General features: G+C 68.6%; 16 protein-coding genes. 8 read left to right on the top strand and 8 right to left on the bottom strand.

All coding sequences use genetic code 11. From position 1 onward, the window contains the following. Positions 1-147 precede the first annotated feature (147 nt). Both AU193_RS01005 and AU193_RS01000 read right to left on the bottom strand, forming a co-directional pair. On the bottom strand, positions 148-1,668 hold the full coding sequence (locus tag AU193_RS01005; RefSeq protein WP_064420468.1) for a leucyl aminopeptidase: 1,521 nt from the start codon (positions 1,666-1,668) through the stop codon (positions 148-150). 17 nt (positions 1,669-1,685) lie between these two features. After that, a complete protein-coding gene (locus tag AU193_RS01000; RefSeq protein WP_064420638.1) occupies positions 1,686-2,771 on the bottom strand; it encodes an adenylate/guanylate cyclase domain-containing protein in 1,086 nt (361 codons plus the stop codon). A 45-nt stretch (positions 2,772-2,816) separates the two neighbouring features. On the opposite strand from AU193_RS01000, the gene gcvT reads away from it, so the two are divergent. Beyond that, the gene (gene gcvT, locus AU193_RS00995) at positions 2,817-3,911 is read left to right on the top strand and encodes a glycine cleavage system aminomethyltransferase GcvT (protein WP_064420467.1); all 1,095 of its coding nucleotides are present in this window, start codon (positions 2,817-2,819) and stop codon (positions 3,909-3,911) included. Positions 3,912-3,933: 22 nt separating this feature from the next. Next, entirely contained in the window at positions 3,934-5,052 is a 1,119-nt protein-coding gene (locus AU193_RS00990) for a branched-chain amino acid aminotransferase (RefSeq protein WP_064420466.1), read from the top strand. 10 nt (positions 5,053-5,062) lie between these two features. Here the strand turns inward: AU193_RS00990 and AU193_RS00985 are convergent, their stop codons facing one another. Genes AU193_RS00985 through AU193_RS00970 form a run of 4 tightly spaced genes read right to left on the bottom strand, consistent with a single transcriptional unit; the run spans position 5,063 to position 8,075 of the window. Then, positions 5,063-5,785, bottom strand: a complete 723-nt coding sequence (locus AU193_RS00985) for an adenosylcobinamide-GDP ribazoletransferase (RefSeq protein ID WP_064420465.1) — start codon at positions 5,783-5,785, stop codon at positions 5,063-5,065. Positions 5,786-5,788: 3 nt separating this feature from the next. Continuing rightward, positions 5,789-6,844: a nicotinate-nucleotide--dimethylbenzimidazole phosphoribosyltransferase gene (gene cobT / locus AU193_RS00980; protein WP_064420464.1), complete on the bottom strand. Its 1,056-nt coding sequence runs from the start codon at positions 6,842-6,844 to the stop codon at positions 5,789-5,791. Next, complete coding sequence (locus AU193_RS00975; RefSeq protein WP_064420463.1) at positions 6,841-7,371, bottom strand: bifunctional adenosylcobinamide kinase/adenosylcobinamide-phosphate guanylyltransferase; 531 nt, start codon at positions 7,369-7,371, stop codon at positions 6,841-6,843. Before AU193_RS00975 ends, cobT begins: the two co-directional genes overlap by 4 nt. Positions 7,372-7,376: 5 nt before the next feature. After that, positions 7,377-8,075 (bottom strand): DUF3043 domain-containing protein, encoded by a 699-nt coding sequence (locus tag AU193_RS00970; protein WP_064420462.1) that lies wholly within the window; start codon positions 8,073-8,075, stop codon positions 7,377-7,379. A gap of 149 nt (positions 8,076-8,224) precedes the next feature. On the opposite strand from AU193_RS00970, the gene AU193_RS00965 reads away from it, so the two are divergent. Continuing rightward, positions 8,225-8,599, top strand: coding sequence for an iron-sulfur cluster assembly accessory protein (locus tag AU193_RS00965; RefSeq protein WP_064420461.1), 375 nt, complete (start codon positions 8,225-8,227; stop codon positions 8,597-8,599). A gap of 16 nt (positions 8,600-8,615) precedes the next feature. Here the strand turns inward: AU193_RS00965 and AU193_RS00960 are convergent, their stop codons facing one another. Further along, complete coding sequence (locus tag AU193_RS00960) at positions 8,616-9,248, bottom strand: hypothetical protein (protein ID WP_064420460.1); 633 nt, start codon at positions 9,246-9,248, stop codon at positions 8,616-8,618. 121 nt (positions 9,249-9,369) lie between these two features. On the opposite strand from AU193_RS00960, the gene AU193_RS00955 reads away from it, so the two are divergent. Further along, positions 9,370-10,344, top strand: a complete 975-nt coding sequence (locus tag AU193_RS00955) for a carbohydrate kinase family protein (protein WP_064420459.1) — start codon at positions 9,370-9,372, stop codon at positions 10,342-10,344. Here the strand turns inward: AU193_RS00955 and asnB are convergent, their stop codons facing one another. Next, positions 10,345-12,288, bottom strand: a complete 1,944-nt coding sequence (asnB, locus tag AU193_RS00950; RefSeq protein WP_064420458.1) for an asparagine synthase (glutamine-hydrolyzing) — start codon at positions 12,286-12,288, stop codon at positions 10,345-10,347. It lies immediately after the preceding gene. 174 nt (positions 12,289-12,462) lie between these two features. Here asnB and AU193_RS00945 point away from each other — a divergent pair, with 174 nt between their 5' ends. The 4 genes from AU193_RS00945 (at position 12,463) to AU193_RS00930 (ending at position 15,723) form a co-directional block, all read left to right on the top strand. After that, positions 12,463-13,530 carry a cytochrome c oxidase subunit II gene (locus tag AU193_RS00945; protein ID WP_064420457.1) on the top strand — a complete coding sequence of 356 codons (1,068 nt, stop codon included), beginning with the start codon at positions 12,463-12,465 and terminating at the stop codon, positions 13,528-13,530. Between the two features lie 9 nt (positions 13,531-13,539). Continuing rightward, positions 13,540-13,959, top strand: coding sequence for a cytochrome c oxidase subunit 4 (locus tag AU193_RS00940; protein WP_064420456.1), 420 nt, complete (start codon positions 13,540-13,542; stop codon positions 13,957-13,959). Between the two features lie 202 nt (positions 13,960-14,161). Then, positions 14,162-15,052: an MmpS family transport accessory protein gene (locus AU193_RS00935; RefSeq protein ID WP_064420455.1), complete on the top strand. Its 891-nt coding sequence runs from the start codon at positions 14,162-14,164 to the stop codon at positions 15,050-15,052. After that, entirely contained in the window at positions 15,052-15,723 is a 672-nt protein-coding gene (locus AU193_RS00930) for a DUF2561 family protein (protein ID WP_064420454.1), read from the top strand. Before AU193_RS00935 ends, AU193_RS00930 begins: the two co-directional genes overlap by 1 nt. The last annotated feature ends 13 nt before the right edge of the window (positions 15,724-15,736 follow it).

Below are 15,736 nucleotides of genomic sequence, written 5' to 3'. Positions count from 1 at the left end.
GGGGTTGTCTAGCGGCGAAACCGACGTTATGGCGGATCTGTGCGAGTGAAAACCGCCATATCGTCGGTCTCGGCGATACTCCGTCTCGGCGAACGGCCTAGCCGCTCGCCGCTCTAGCCCGATCAGCCGCTCGCGGCTCCAGCCCGATCAGCCGCTCGCGGCGATATCCTCCAGCACCGCGAACATCGTCCGCGTCGGCACACCCGTGCCGCCCTTGCCGGTGTAGCCCCACGGCCCTCCGGTGTTGTACGCCGGGCCCGCGATGTCGATGTGGGCCCACTGCACGCCGTCCGGCACGAACTCGCGCAGATACGTGCCCGCCACGAGCATGCCGGCATAGCGCGAACCGCTGACGTTCGCGAGGTCGGCGACGGTCGACTTGAGGTCGTCCTTGAGCTCCTCGGGCAGCGGCATCGGCCAGGCGTTCTCGCCGACCGCCTGCGAAATGCCGGCCACCCGGTCGCGGAACTCGTCGCTGCCCATGACACCTGGCGTCCGGGCCCCGAGCGCGACGGTCTGGGCGCCGGTCAGCGTCGACGTCTCGATCAGGTAGTCCGGCTTGTCCTCACCCGCCCGCACGATCGCGTCGGCCAGGATCAGCCTGCCTTCGGCGTCGGTGTTGAGCACCTCGACCGTGGTCCCGCCGTACTGGGTCAACACGTCGCCCGGACGCTGCGCGGTCGCCGACGGCATGTTCTCGGCCATCGGCACTGTGGCGATCACGTCGATGGGCAGCTTCTGCTTGGCCGCCAGCGCCACCGTGGCCACCACGGCCGCCGCGCCGCCCATGTCCGAGGTCATGTGGTGCATGTTCGCCGCGGGCTTGATCGAAATCCCGCCGGTGTCGAACGTGATGCCCTTGCCGACCAACGCGACACGCTTACCCTTGCGTTTGGCGCCCTTGTGGGTCAGCCGCACCAGCCTGGGTGGCCGCGACGAGCCCTTGCCGACGCCGATGATGCCGCCGTAACCGGCCTTCTCCAACGCCCTCTCGTCGAGCACCTCGACCGACAATCCGGCCGCTTCGCCCAAAGCCTTTGCACGCCGGGCGAATTCGTCGGGAAACAGGTGGCTGGGCGGGGTGTTGACGAAATCGCGGGCGGTGACCACCGCAGTCGCGATGTCTGCCGCCCGTTGTGCGGCTTCCTTGGTGGCCGACTTGGTATCCGGGGCCAGCGCGATGATCGACTGCAGGCCGCGGTCTTTGGGTGCAGTCTTGTCGCTGCGGAACTCGCTGAACCGGTATGCGCCGAGGATCAGACCCTCGATCGCCGCCGCGAGATCCACACCGGACAGGGTGGTCACCACCGATTCGGTGCCGTTGAGGGACCGGGCCGCAACGCCGGCCGCGCGGCGGATGACATCGGCCGGGTATCCGTCGCGTTGCTTACCGAGCCCGACGGCCAGCACGCTGCTTACCGGTAACGACGGTGCGATGACGCGGGTGACCTGCTCGCTGCCGCCTTTGGCGCCCAGCGCCGCCAACGCCGACTCGATCTCGGCGACCGCCGAGGAATCGAGGAACGGGCTGGCCACCACCTTCGCCGCAGAGTCGTCGTCCCCGTTCACCACGGGAACGATCAGCACCGAGCCGTCGGCTTTGCGTTTGGGCAACGACGTGCTGACGGTGACGGTCGGGGTCTGATATCCAGAGGTTGCAGGGCTCACGACCCCCAACCCTAGCTTCAGGAGCCGGCGTGAAGGTCGTAGGCGGTGACCGGGCCCTCGAACCCTTTGAGCGTCAAGGGTTCCAGCCGGGCCGCTGGATGCTCGGGCAGCGCGTCGCGCACATCGCCCGCGGCCAGTATCTGACCGGGCGCGGCGGCGCTCACCAGTCGCGCGGCCAGGTTGACGGGGGTCCCGAAGTAGTCGCCGCCGATCGACAGCACCAGGCCGTACCCCAGGCCCGCGCGAACCCCCAGACCGGCCTGGCGCGCCCGCGGATAATCGACCAGGTCGGTCGCGGCCTTGACCAGCTGGTGGGGGCTCGCGTTCACCCACATCACCTCGTCGCCGATGAACTTGACCACCCGGCCGCCGTCGGCGTGCACCACATCGCTCACCGCGCCGCTGAACTCCACCAGCAGATCGGACAGCTCCGTCGGGCTCAGCCGCTGAGTGAGCACCGTGAACCCCGACAGGTCGGCGAACCCGACGCCGCAGGTCACCATCGCCGACGCGTCGTGGATGACGTCCTCGAAGTACGCCCTGGCGCTGGTGATGTGGTGGCGCCACACCGCGTCCATCAGCGCCGAGATGCCGGGCACGAGCGCGGCAACCGAACGGTAGGCCCGCGCGGTGGTGAGCTCGTCGTGGGTGTGGGTCATCAGCAGGTCCGGCTGGGCGAGCCGAATCATCGTTCCGCTGGCCTCGGCGAGGCGCGCCATCGCCGCACCGACGATCCGCAGGAAGTTGAGCGCGGCGTCCGGGCCCGTCACCGCGCTGATCGTCCGCCATGACGTCAACGCGTCGACGTCGGCGCGGCTCAGCGCGGGCACGTCGGGGCCGGCGACCCGCAGACCGAGCGCCTGCCACGCGTGGGTCAGGTCCGCGAGCGGGACGCCGAGTTGCTCGGCGGCCGCCCGAAGGGTGTAAGTGGGAGGTCCCGACCACTGCAGGACGTCTCCGGCCAGGCCGAAGAGCCGGCCGCGGCGTTCGGCCTCGACCATGTCCTCGGCGGAAAAGCCCAGTGAGTCGAGGTAGGCGATCAGCCCGGCCCGCCTGTGGGCGTCGGCGATCCCGGCGGCTTGCAGCGCGTCGAGGTCGACCACCTGCACAAGTGTGCCAACTCGTTGGCCCCATTAGGGTGGATCGGCGTGACGGACGTGTCGAAGGGCCCGCTGGAAGAGCGCCATCGCGAACTCGGCGCGAATTTCGCCGAGTTCGGCGGGTGGCTGATGCCCGTCTCGTACGCGGGAACCGTCAGCGAGCACAACTCGACGCGCAACTCCGTCGGGCTCTTCGATGTCAGCCATCTCGGCAAGGCGTTGGTCCGCGGCCCCGGCGCTGCCGAATACATCAATTCCGCCTTCACCAACGACCTGCGCCGGATCGGCCCGGGCAAGGCGCAATACACGTTGTGCTGCAACGATTCCGGCGGTGTGATCGACGACCTGATCGCCTACTACGTCTCCGACGACGAGATCTTTCTGGTACCCAACGCCGCCAACACCGCCGCGGTCGTCGACGCGCTGCGGCAGCGGGCGCCGGCCGGCCTCACCATCACCGACGAACACCGGTCGTACGCGGTGCTGGCGGTTCAGGGGCCGAAATCGGCGGAGGTGGTCGGCGGGTTGGGGCTGCCGACCGACATGGACTACATGGGCTACGCCGACGCCGAGTTCGCCGGTGTACCTGTACGGGTCTGCCGCACCGGCTACACCGGCGAGCACGGTTACGAGCTGCTGCCGCCGTGGGACCGTTCGGGCGTGGTCTTCGACGCGCTGCTCGAGGCCGTCGTCTCGGCGGGTGGCGAGCCTGCGGGACTGGGCGCGCGCGACACCCTGCGGACCGAGATGGGGTATCCGCTGCACGGCCATGAACTGTCGCTGGACTTCTCGCCGCTGCAGGCCCGCTGCGGGTGGGCCATCGGCTGGCGCAAGGACACGTTCTGGGGGCGCGACGCGCTGCTGGCCGAGAAGGAGGCCGGCCCGCCACGGCTGCTGCGTGGCTTGAAGGCCGTCGGTCGGGGCGTGCTGCGGGCAGATCTCACCGTGCTCGACGGTGAGCGCCCCGTGGGCGTGACGACATCTGGAACCTTTTCTCCCACACTGAAAGTCGGGATCGCACTGGCGTTGATCGACACCGCAGCAGACATCGTCGACGGAGGCCGCGTCACGGTCGACGTGCGCGGCCGCGCGGTCGAGTGCGAGGTGGTCAAGCCTCCGTTCGTCGCGGCAAAAACCCGGTAGCGCGCGGATATACAATCGCTGCATGACTGACGGCCCCCTCGAGTTCACGGTCGAGCGCAACGCGAACCGGGCGAGCGACGAGGTCCGGGCGTCGATCCTGGCCGATCCCGGATTCGGCCGCTACCACACCGATCACATGGTGTCGATCGACTGGCGCAAGGACGGGGTAGACGGTGAGGGCTGGCACAACGCGCGCGTGATCCCCTACGGCCCGATCGAACTCGACCCGTCGGCGATCGTGCTGCACTACGCGCAGGAGATCTTCGAGGGTCTCAAGGCGTACCGCTGGGCGGACGGCTCGGTGGTGTCGTTCCGGCCGGAGGCCAACGCACGCCGGCTGCGGATGTCGGCACGGCGGCTCGCGATCCCCGAACTGCCCGAGGATGTCTTCATCGAGTCGCTGCGCCAGTTGATCGCGGTCGACGAGCAGTGGGTTCCACCGGCCGGTGGTGAGGAGTCGCTGTATCTGCGGCCTTTCGTGTTCGCCACCGAGCCCGGACTGGGTGTGCGGCCGGCAACCGAATACCGCTACATGGTCATCGCCTCGCCGGCGGGCGCCTACTTCACCGGCGGCGTCAAACCCGTTTCCGTATGGCTGTCCACCGAATACGTGCGGGCCTGCCCGGGCGGTACCGGTGCGGCCAAGTTCGGCGGTAACTACGCCGCTTCGCTGCTCGCGCAGGCCCAGGCCGCCGACAACGACTGTGACCAGGTGGTGTGGTTGGACGCCGCCGAACGCCGCTATGTCGAGGAGATGGGGGGGATGAACCTGTTCTTCGTCTTCGGCAGCGGCGGGTCGGCGCGGCTGGTCACTCCCGAGCTGAGTGGCTCGATCCTGCCCGGCGTGACCCGAGATTCGTTGCTGCAGTTGGCATCCGACGCCGGTTTCGCGGTCGAGGAACGCAAGATCGACGTCGACGAGTGGCAGAAGAAGGCGGCCGCGGGCGAGATCACCGAAGTGTTCGCGTGCGGGACCGCCGCGGTGATCACCCCCGTGGGCACCGTCAAGCACGCCGACGGTGAGTTCACCATCGCCGACGGCGGGCCGGGGGAGATCACGATGGCGCTGCGCGACACGTTGACCGGGATCCAGCGAGGCACCTTCGCCGATACCCACGGCTGGATGGCCCGACTCGGCTGAGCCGGACGGCTCAGCGGATCGCGAGCCCCAGGGCCGTGATCGTGGTCGTCACCTCGATCGCGGCGCCGAGCACGTCGCCGGTGATCCCGCCGAAGCGTCGTACACAGTGCGCCACCAGCGCCGCGCCGCACGCCAGCCCGACGACGACGGCCAGGGGGCCCTGCCACGGCCGAGGGCCCGCGAGCGCGGCCAACCCGGCGACGGCGATGATCCACGCGCCGGCCACCGCCGACGATTGGGTGCCGGCCACCCGCGCGCCCAGCGCACTTCCCGCCGCAGACGACACGCCTCGACGGCACGCCAGCACCGCCGCGACGCGTCCCGACATGACCGCCGCCACCAGACCGAAGGCTGTCAGGCCCCCGAAGGTGAATGCCTGCGTCAGGAGCGCCAACACCACCGCGGCCACGCCGAACGGGCCGGCCGAGCCGTCCCGCATCACCTCGAGGGCCCGCTGCGGCGGGCCGTAACAACCCAGACCGTCGGCGGTGTCGGCGAGCCCGTCGATGTGAAGCGCTCGCGTCGCGGCGACGACGACGGCCACCGCCAGCACACCGGCCAGCGGTCCCGGCCCGAAGGCCCACGACCCCGCCCACGCGGCGACGGCCGCCAGCCCGCCGATCGCCGCACCTGCCACCGGCAATGCCGTCAACGCACCGCGACCGACCGCGGCCGTACTCCGTACCGGTGCGACGGTGCCGAACGCGAAAGCCCCTGCAAGCGAACGGATCACAGGCTAGTCCTCCTGGAGCGGACGCGTGACGCCGGCTTCGTCGAACGTCGCCATCGACGTCAGCGTGGCCACCGCCGCCCGCACGACGGGGAGCGCCACCGCGGCTCCGGTGCCCTCGCCGAGGCGCATGCCCATGTCGACGATCGGATCGAGTCCCAGCCGGTTCAGCGCCACCTCGTGGGCGGGTTCGGTGGACAGATGTCCCGCCCGCCACCAGTGGCGGGCGCCCGGTGCGAGGCGTTCGGCCAGCAGCGCGGCCGCGGTGACCACGAGACCGTCGAGCAGCACCGGCGTGCGTCGGACCGCTGCCTGCGCGCAGAAGCCGGCCATCGCGGCGAGGTCCGCGCCGGCGCAGATCCGCAGCAGCGCAACGGGATCGGCGAAGCTGTTCCGGCACCGGTACAGCGCGTCGCGAACGGCGGCGGCCTTGCGGGCCCAGCCGGCGTCGTCGACGCCGGTGCCTCGCCCGACCAACACGACCGGCTCGGTGTCGGTGAGCGCCGCGATCAAAGTCGTTGCCGGAGTGGTGTTTCCGATGCCCATATCGCCCGCGATCAGCAGGTCCGCACCGGAGTCGACCTCGTCGTCGACGATACGGCGGCCGGCCTCGAGTGCCGCCGCGACCTCGTCGGCGCTCAGCGCGTCCTCGACCGTGATGTCGCCGCTGCCGCGGCGGACCTTGTGCGCGCCGATGGACGGCGAGTGCGGTTCGTCGGTGTCGACCGCGATGTCGACGACCCGCACGGTCGCGCCCGCGAGCTCGGCGAGCACGTTGATCGCCGCGCCACCGGCATCGAAGTTGGCGACCATCTGCGCGGTGACGTCCGCCGGGTAGGCCGACACGCCAGCCGAGACGACGCCGTGGTCACCGGCGAACACGACCACCCGGGGGCGCTGAAGCGGCCGCGGGGGGCACACGCCCTGACACGAGGCGATCCAGACCGCGAGGTCTTCCAGCCTCCCCAGGGATCCGGGGGGCTTGATGAGCCGGTCCTGGCGCACCCGCGCCGCGGCGGCCACCTCCGCGTCGGGCGGCTGGACCGCCGGGAAGTCCGTCACACCGGCTCCTTGACGGCCAGCGGCTGCCCGGCGATGACGAGCACCACCCGATCGCAGACCGCGGCGAGCCGCTGGTTGAGCGATCCGAGCTCGTCGGCGAAACGGCGACCGGCAGCCGTCGCCGGTACGACGGTCAGCCCCACCTCGGGGCTGACCATCACCAGCGGCGCTCCGAAGCCGCCGACCGCGTCGAGCAGGTCGTCGACGTCCCCGGCGACCGAGCCGCCAGCCCATACTTCCGACCGATCCATCACCGCGGTCAGCCAGGAACCGATGTCATCGACCAGGGTCGCGACCTGATGCATGCGCAGTTGCGTTGCGACGTCAGTGGTTTCGACGGTTGACCAGCGATCGTGACGGCGGCATCGGTGGGCCGCCACCCGGGCCGCCCACTCGGGATCGTCGGCGGGCGAAGGTCCGGTGGCGAGGTAGCGCACCGGTTGCGCATCGGTCGCCTCGTCGGCGAGCGCGGTTTCGGCCCAGTGCGACTTACCCGACCGGATGCCGCCGAGCACCAGGGTGCGCACCGGGCTCAGGTGACCTTGTCGCCGCGGTTGACCTGCGGTCGCGGTGCGCGCATGCGACGCAGCTGCGATGCGCGGCTGGCCGCATAGAAGCCGAGCTTCCAGCCACCTTCGGTGTTGTTCGGAAACTTCTCGTCGACCAGCCGGTTGACCCGACGGCCGAGGACGAAGCCGTCGATCACCATGATCAGCACCAGCACGAGCATCGCCGGGGAGAGCAGACGCTGCACCTGAACCGACGGCACCGCGAGCATCACGAAGATCAGGCCCAGGGCCGACGGCATGAACAGCCCGAGCACGTTGCGCCGGGCGTCCACCACGTCGCGGACATAGCGGCGGACCGGTCCCTTGTCCCGGGGGAGCAGGTAGGCCTCTTCGCCTGCCATCATCCTTTCCCGGCGTTGGTTCATCTGCTCGCGGCGCGCCGCCTTCTCCTCGCGGCGCTCTTCGCGGCTCATCTTGTTGCGCATCTCTTTGCGGCGGCGACGCGCTTCGGCGGCCGTCATCGGGGCGGGCGCCACCGGACCGCGCCTGCGGGCCGCCTGGGTGCGCTTGGGGGTCGGTCTGCCCTTGGGTGGGGTGGTGCCGCCGGGCCTGGCGGTTTCCTGCGCCTCGGCGGCGGTGTTGTCCGACACATCGGCAGACACGTCGGCATTGGACGCGTCCGCGGTCGGCTTGTCGTCTTTCTTGCGGCCCAGCAGGTTCACGCCTGCCAGGTTACTTCCGCCGCGAGGGGGCGCCACTGCCTGGGGAGGAAGCCAGGGGAGGAGGCCTGGGGACAAACTCGGGAATAGCGGCGCAACGAGGTACCGTTGAGTCAGTACGCGCCACGACAATGAGGCCTACAGGAGACGTAATGACAGTTCAGGAAGAGTCGGCAGGAACCCCCGGGACGGCAACCGCCACCCACGGTGTGATCCTGACCGACGCGGCTGCCGCGAAGGCCAAGGCGTTGCTGGACCAGGAGGGCCGCGACGACCTCTCCCTGCGTATCGCCGTGCAGCCGGGTGGGTGCGCCGGACTGCGCTACAACCTGTTCTTCGATGACCGGTCGCTCGACGGAGACCTGTCCGTGGAGTTCGGCGGCGTCAACCTGACGGTGGACCGGATGAGCGCACCGTACGTGCAGGGCGCGACCATCGACTTCGTCGACACGATCGAGAAGCAGGGCTTCACCATCGACAACCCCAACGCCACCGGTTCGTGCGCCTGCGGCGACTCCTTCAACTGACCTCCCGCCCGGTCGGTCAGTACTGCCCCGAGGTGCGTGGCAGGTAGGAACAGACCAGGATCTCGTCGTCCTGCGCCAACAGCTGCGCGACGGCCTGCTGTTCCCGGGCTTCGTTCTGGCCTCGGCGTGATCCGCCTGCCGGTATCACCCGCATGGTGAACAGCACCTGCGCCTGGTGGGGCGAGGGCTGGACGATCTTGTCGATCGACGTCACCTCGGCCTGCCGGTACTGCTTACGGAAAGCGTCACCGGACAGGCGCGCCAGCGCGAGGTCCGAGCGCTTCTCCTTCACCGCGTCGAACAGCCCACACAGGGTGTGGCGCGCGACGGTCTCGTCATCGCCGTTGGTCAGTGCGTCCAGATAATCCTGGATGGCGGCCGTGGCCGACGATTCGCTCAGCGCGGTCGAACCGGACGCCTCCTCGTCTCCGCCCGCCGTGGCGATGACCGCGACGACGGCCGCGACCAACACGACGGCCAGCACCGCCGCCACGACGATCGGCCACCGCTTCTTCTTCCGGTACGGCACCGGCGGCGGCAGCATGCCCGGATAACCCGACGGCACATTCTCCGGGTACGGAAATGATTGCGGATACATTTGCGGGCCAGTCGGTCCAGCGCCGTATTCGGGCGGATACGGACCGGTCATGGATTTGCTCCCCCGAAATGTGCGTCGGAAAGTGTGCCTGTCTACAGTGGCTGGCGTGCTTTTGTAGGCAGGTTAGCGCACCAGAGTTACCTAGGTGACTTAACAAACGAAGGGTGAGTTCGTGACAATCGCGGTGACCGGATCGATCGCAACCGACCATCTGATGCGGTTCCCGGGAAAGTTCTCCGAACAGCTGCTTCCGGATCACCTGCAGAAGGTCTCGCTCAGCTTCCTGGTCGACGACCTCGTCGTGCACCGCGGCGGTGTCGCGGGCAACATGGCGTTCGCGATCGGTGTGCTCGGTGGCGACGTCGCGCTCGTGGGTGCTGTCGGCCGCGACTTCGACGACTATCGCAGCTGGCTGGAGGCCGTCGGCGTCGACACCGAGAACGTCCTGGTCTCCGAGACCGCCTACACCGCGCGGTTCGTGTGCACCACCGACGAGGCCATGGCGCAGATCGCGTCGTTCTATCCCGGTGCGATGTCGGAGGCGCGCAACATCTCGCTGGCCGATCTGACGAAGCGGATCGGGAAGCCGGAACTGGTGATCGTCGGCGCCAACGACCCCGAGGCGATGTTTCTGCACACCGAGGAGTGCCGCAGGCTCGGCCTGCCCTTCGCCGCCGACCCCTCCCAACAGCTGGCGCGGCTGTCCGGTGAGGAGATCCGCAAGCTGATCGACGGCGCCGCGTATCTGTTCACCAACGACTACGAATGGGACCTGCTGCTGCAGAAGTCCGGCTGGAGCGAGGCTCAGGTGATGAGCCAGATCGGGCTGCGCGTCACCACACTCGGCCCCAAAGGAGTCGACCTGGTCAGCTCGGACGGCACCTTCATCCACGTCGGGGTGGTGCCGGAGAAGCACCGGGCCGACCCGACCGGCATCGGGGACGCGTTCCGCGCCGGCTTCCTGACCGGTCGCAGTGCCGGGCTGAGCCTGGAGCGCTCGGCACAGCTCGCCTCGCTGGTGGCCGTGCTCGTGTTCGAGGCGCCCGGCCCGCAGGAATGGAGCTGGAATCGCGACGAGGCGATCCAGCGGCTCGGCGACGCCTACGGCGACGAAGCGGCCGAGGAGATCTCGCAGGCGCTCGAGTAGCTACAGCTGCACCGGATAGGTCGGCTCGCCGATCTGCGGGGAGATGCTGTGCTCGACGAAAATCGCGTGCCACAGCATGAAGATCAGCACGGTCCACAACCGGCGGCTGTGATCGCTTGTGCCGTCGCGGTGTTCGTCGAGCATGGTGCGGACGGTCGCAAGGTCGACCAGATGGCCGGCCTGCGACGAGTCGACCACCGAGTAAGCCCAGTCCTGAAGCTCGCCGGCCCGAAGCCAGTGCCGGATCGGCACCGGGAAGCCCAACTTCGGCCGGTTGAGCACGTGCTCGGGAACGATGGGTTCCAGTGCCCGTCGTAATGCGAATTTCGTTGTGGTCCTTGTGATCTTCTGGTCATACGGTAGCCGGGAAGCGACGGCGAAAACCTCGGGGTCGAGGAAGGGCACCCGCAGTTCGAGCGAGTTCGCCATGGTCATCTTGTCGGCTTTGACCAGGATGTCGCCACGCAACCAGGTGAACAGGTCGACGTGCTGCATGCGCGCAACCGGGTCCCAGCCCTGCGACGCCGCGTACACCGGCGCGGTCACGTCGGTGTGCGTCCACTCCGGACGGAACCCGGGAAGCACCGCGCGCAGTTGTTCGTCGGAGAAACTGCGCGCGTTGCCGTAGTAGCGCTCTTCGAGCGTGAGCGAACCGCGATGCAGCAGGCTCTTGCCCCGCATGCCCTCGGGCAGCGGTCGCGACGCCCGCCCCAGCGACCGTCGCACCGACCGCGGCAGGTATTCGAATGGCTTCAGCGACAACGGTTCCCGGTAGATGGTGTAGCCGCCGAACAACTCGTCGGCGCCCTCGCCGGAGAGCACCACCTTGACGTGTTTGCGGGCTTCGCGGGCGATGAAGAACAACGGCACCAGCGCCGGGTCGGCGACGGGTTCGTCGAGATACCAGACGATTTCGGGCAGCGCGGCGACGAACTCGGCCTGGCTGACGACCTTGGCCACATGCCTGGCGCCGATCGCCTCGGCCGACGCGACCGCGACGTCGACCTCGGAGAAGCCCTCCCGCTCGAAGCCGGTGGTGAACGTGATCAGCCGCGGGTTGTGCCGCATGGCCAACGCGGCGATGGCCGTCGAATCGATGCCGCCGGAGAGGAACGCGCCCACGGTCACGTCGGCACGCATGTGCTTGGCGACCGAATCTTCGAGCACCGCGGTGATCTCGTCGTAGCGATCATGTTCGCGGCCGGGCGCCGAAGGGCTGGGAAAAGGCTGAGCCGAGAACCGCGGATGGAAGTAGCGGGTCACCTCGAGTTCGCCGCCGGGCCGGACGCGCCCGTAGCAACCCGACTCCAATCTCCGAATGCCGACGTGCAGAGTCTCTGGTTCGGGAACGTACTGCAGCACCGTGTAGTGCTGAACTGCCCGCTGGTCGATGTCGAGGTCGAGGCCCAGCTCGTCGGCCAGTTCGAGCAGGCACTTCTTCTCGCTGCCCACCGCCGTGCCGCCCGGGCCGGTGGCCAGGTAGAGCGGCTTGATGCCGAACGGGTCGCGGGCGCAGAACAGCTCACCGTCGACGGTGTCCCACAACGCGAACGCGAACATGCCGCGCAGCCGGGTCAGCGCGTCGGTGCCCCAGTAGTGGTACGCCGCGATGATCGTCTCGCCGTCACCGTCGGTGTTGAACGCCACGCCGTGCCGGGCCGCCAGTTCCTCGCGCAGCTCGAGGTAGTTGTAGATCTCGCCGTTGAACACCAGCACATACCGGTCGGGTGTGTCCGGCGGTCCCCACCGCAGGGGCTGGTGGCTGTGCGCGATGTCGATGATCGACAACCGGTTGAACCCGAGCACCACCCGGTCGTCGGACCAGGTCCCCGGCTCGTCCGGGCCGCGATGACGCATCAGGTGTGATGCGCCGGACACCGCTTCGATCAGCGCGGGGGAGACGTCAGCGGACGGGTCACGCACCAGGGCCAGCACTCCGCACACGGCGCCAGTATGCCTAACGGCCCGCGCACGCGACTAACTGCCCGCGCACGCGACGAGCGAGATAGATGAGGTGTGTTGAGACCTCCACCCGGGCGTGGTCTACGCTGCGTAGTATTCGCTCCAGAAACTGACCGCACCGCGGTCGCGCGTCACTGACTTCTAGGAGGCTCCAACGTGACACCTCGCGGGCTGAAGGCGGCGGCGCGAACCGCGTCGCTGTCAATCGTCCTGGGTGCTACGGCGTTGCTGCTCAGCGGTTGCAGCTGGTCGGAGGTGCTGGGTCTGGGATGGCCGAAGGGCATCACGCCCGAAGCGCACGTCAACCGTGAACTGTGGATCGGTTCGGTGATCGCCTCCTTGGTCGTGGGCGCGATCGTGTGGGGTCTCATCTTCTGGACCTCGGCGTTTCACCGGGCCAAGAAGACCGACACCGAGTTGCCGCGCCAGTTCGGCTACAACATGCCTCTGGAGCTGGTGCTGACGGTCATACCGTTCCTGATCATCTCGGTGCTCTTCTACTTCACCGTGGTGGTGCAGGAAAGAATGCTGCACGAGGAGTCGAACCCCGAGGTCGTGGTCAGTGTCACCGCGTTCCAATGGAACTGGAAGTTCGGCTACCAGAAAGTGAACTTCTCCGACGGGACTTTCACCTACGAGGGCGCCGACCCCGAGCGGGCGGCTGCCGTGGCGTCCGCCCCCGAGGGCGTAGAGGGTGGCCACGGCGAGGAGCAAGGCGCACACGACCCCGCGTTCGGCGTGATCGCCGGCAAGCATCCGCAGGACCGCTCATATCTGCCGTTCGACAAGGTCGAGACGCTCGGCTCGTCGTCGGAGATCCCGGTGCTGGTGGTGCCGTCCGGCAAGCGCATCGAGTTCCAGATCGCCTCAGCCGACGTCATCCACGGATTCTGGGTGCCCGAGTTCCTGTTCAAGCGCGACGTGCTGCCGGACCCGCGGGCGAACAACTCCGACAACACCTTCCAGATCAGCGAGATCACCCAGACCGGGGCGTTCGTGGGGCGGTGCACCGAGATGTGCGGCACCTACCACGCGATGATGAACTTCGAACTGCGCGTGGTCGAGCCGAACGACTTCAAGGCGTATCTGCAGCAGCGCATCGACGGCAAGACCAACGCCGAGGCACTGCGGGCGATCAACCAGCCGCCGACCGCCGTCACCACGAAGCCGTTCGACACCCGTCGCGGTGAACTGGCACCCCAACTAACGCAGGCCAGCAAGTAGGGACACCACATGCATATCGAAGCCCGGTTGTTCGAGTTCTTGACCGCGTTCTTCGTACTCGCCGCCATCGTCTACGCGGTGCTGACGGCGATGTTCCAGTACGGCGGCGTCGAATGGGCCGGTACCACCGCGCTGGTGCTGACCGCCGGCTTGACGTTGATCACCGGTACGTTCTTCCGGTTCGTGGCGCGGCGCCTGGACACCCGGCCCGAGGACTACGAGGACGCCGAGATCAGCGACGGCGCCGGTGAGCTGGGCTTCTTCAGCCCGCACAGCTGGTGGCCGATCTTCATCGCGCTGTCCGCCTCGATCGCCGCCGTCGGCGTGGCGCTCTGGCTGCCGTGGCTCATCGTGGCCGGCGCCTGCTTCGTGGTCACGACGGTCGCGGGCCTGACGTTCGAGTACTACACCGGCCCTGAAAAGCACTGACCGTCGAATCGCCGGCTTGCTGTTCGGTGCGCAGCGGTCAAGGTCACAATCGGGCCATCACTTGTGTCCGGAACCGTGCCGGGGGATCACCCCCGGTGACGCCGTTGGGTAATGTTGCCGGGGCACGGTCAGTCGCCGCCGGCTGAGCCGGGGAGTCTGTGGCGTGCCGCGCCGGTTGAGTAGTCGAGAAGGATAGGCGTAAATGAGCGGGCCGAATCCCCCGGATGACGAAGGGTCGGATTTTCAGTCGGAATTCGAGAGTCGGGAGCAGGGTCAGGACCCGAGTCAGGGACCGGATCCGACCGCCGGTGACCAGCCTGCGCCGGACACCGGCGAGACGGAGTTCTACTCGCAGGCGTACTCGGCGCCCGAGTCCGAGCAGTTCACCGCCGGCCCGTATGTTCCCGCCGACTCGTCGCTGTACGACTACGACCACTACGACCGGGCTGAGCCGGTCGACCAACCCGCGCCGCCGCGGTGGCCATGGGTCGTCGGCGTGGCGGCGATCATCGCGGCCATCGCGCTGGTGGCGTCCGTCTCGGTGTTGGTGACCCGCACCGACACCGACAACCTCGCGACACCCGAAACCTCGACCACGACCGTGGCGCCTCCGGTGCAGGACGAGATCACGACCACCACGCCGCCGCCACCGCCGCCGCCGCCAAGCGAAGCGCCGCCACCGCCGCCGCCCGAGACGGTGACGGTGACCCAGGAGCCGCCGCCGCCACCGCCCCCACCGGCCGAACCACCACCGCCACCGCCACCGGCGCCGGAGACCACGTCGCCGGCGGCGCCGCCACCACCCACGACGACGCGTTCGGGTCCGCGACAGGTCACCTATTCGGTGACGGGAACCAAAGCACCGGGAGACATCATCACCGTGACCTATATCGACGCGTCGGGCCGTAGCCGGACCCAGCGCAACGTCTACATTCCGTGGTCGCTGACCGTGACTCCGATCTCGCAGTCCGAGGTCGGATCGGTGCAGGCGTCGAGCCTGTTCCTGGTCAGCCGGTTGAACTGCTCGATCACCACGAGCGACGGCACCGTGCTGTCGTCGAACACCAACAACGCCGCACAGACCAGCTGCTGATGACCTACGAAACCGACCCGTCGGGGCGCTCGCGGTTGACCCCCGCACTGGATCCCAGCGAACTCGACCGCACCGATCGCATCCTGCTCGGCTCGTGTGCGGCGATCTGGCTGGTGGCGCTGGGCACCGGCGTCGCCGCGACGGTGGCGCTGGTGGACCTCGGGCGAGGGCCGACCGAGTCGTCCGGGGACACCGGCACGCCATGGCTGCTCTACACCATCATCGGGATCTCCGCGGTGGTGATCATCGCAGCGGTCCCGCTGCTGTTGCGGGCCCGACGGGACGCGCTGGCCGACGCACCGCAGCTCCAGGACACCGGGCCCGCGCCCGCCCCGCAGGCAACTCCGGGTCGGCCACGGGCGATGGACCCGACGCCGCCCACCGAGAAGTTGCCGTACGCGGCGCCGCGCCAGGAGCGCGCGCTCGAGGCGCCTCAGCCCGGGTCCACGGCCGTGGACCTGCTGTGGCTGCGCTGCGCGGTGGCGATCGCCTGCGCGATCGGCATCGCCATGGTGGCGATCGGTGTGGCCACCTATTTGATGGCGGTCGACAGCCATGTCACGGCCTGGATCTTCTATGCGCTGACCGCCTTGGTCACGCTGGCCATGCCCGCCGTGCCGTGGTTCTATCTCAAAGAACTACGCGCCCTGCTCGATCAGCAGGGCGCGTAAGCCCTTTGAAGCG

It is taken from the genome of Mycobacterium sp. GA-1285, assembly GCF_001499905.1.
Classification (GTDB): Bacteria; Actinomycetota; Actinomycetes; order Mycobacteriales; family Mycobacteriaceae; genus Mycobacterium.
The sequence above is the reverse complement of the archived record's forward strand: the minus strand, read 5'-3'. Positions and strand labels throughout refer to the sequence as shown.

Coding starts and splice junctions, on each gene's coding strand:
- AU193_RS00990 (WP_064420466.1), top strand. CDS start 3,934: ATGACTGACGGCCCCCTCGAGTTCACGGTCGAGCGCAACGCGAACCGG.
- AU193_RS00965 (WP_064420461.1), top strand. CDS start 8,225: ATGACAGTTCAGGAAGAGTCGGCAGGAACCCCCGGGACGGCAACCGCC.
- AU193_RS00960 (WP_064420460.1), bottom strand. CDS start 9,248: ATGACCGGTCCGTATCCGCCCGAATACGGCGCTGGACCGACTGGCCCG.
- AU193_RS00940 (WP_064420456.1), top strand. CDS start 13,540: ATGCATATCGAAGCCCGGTTGTTCGAGTTCTTGACCGCGTTCTTCGTA.
- AU193_RS00935 (WP_064420455.1), top strand. CDS start 14,162: ATGAGCGGGCCGAATCCCCCGGATGACGAAGGGTCGGATTTTCAGTCG.
- AU193_RS00930 (WP_064420454.1), top strand. CDS start 15,052: ATGACCTACGAAACCGACCCGTCGGGGCGCTCGCGGTTGACCCCCGCA.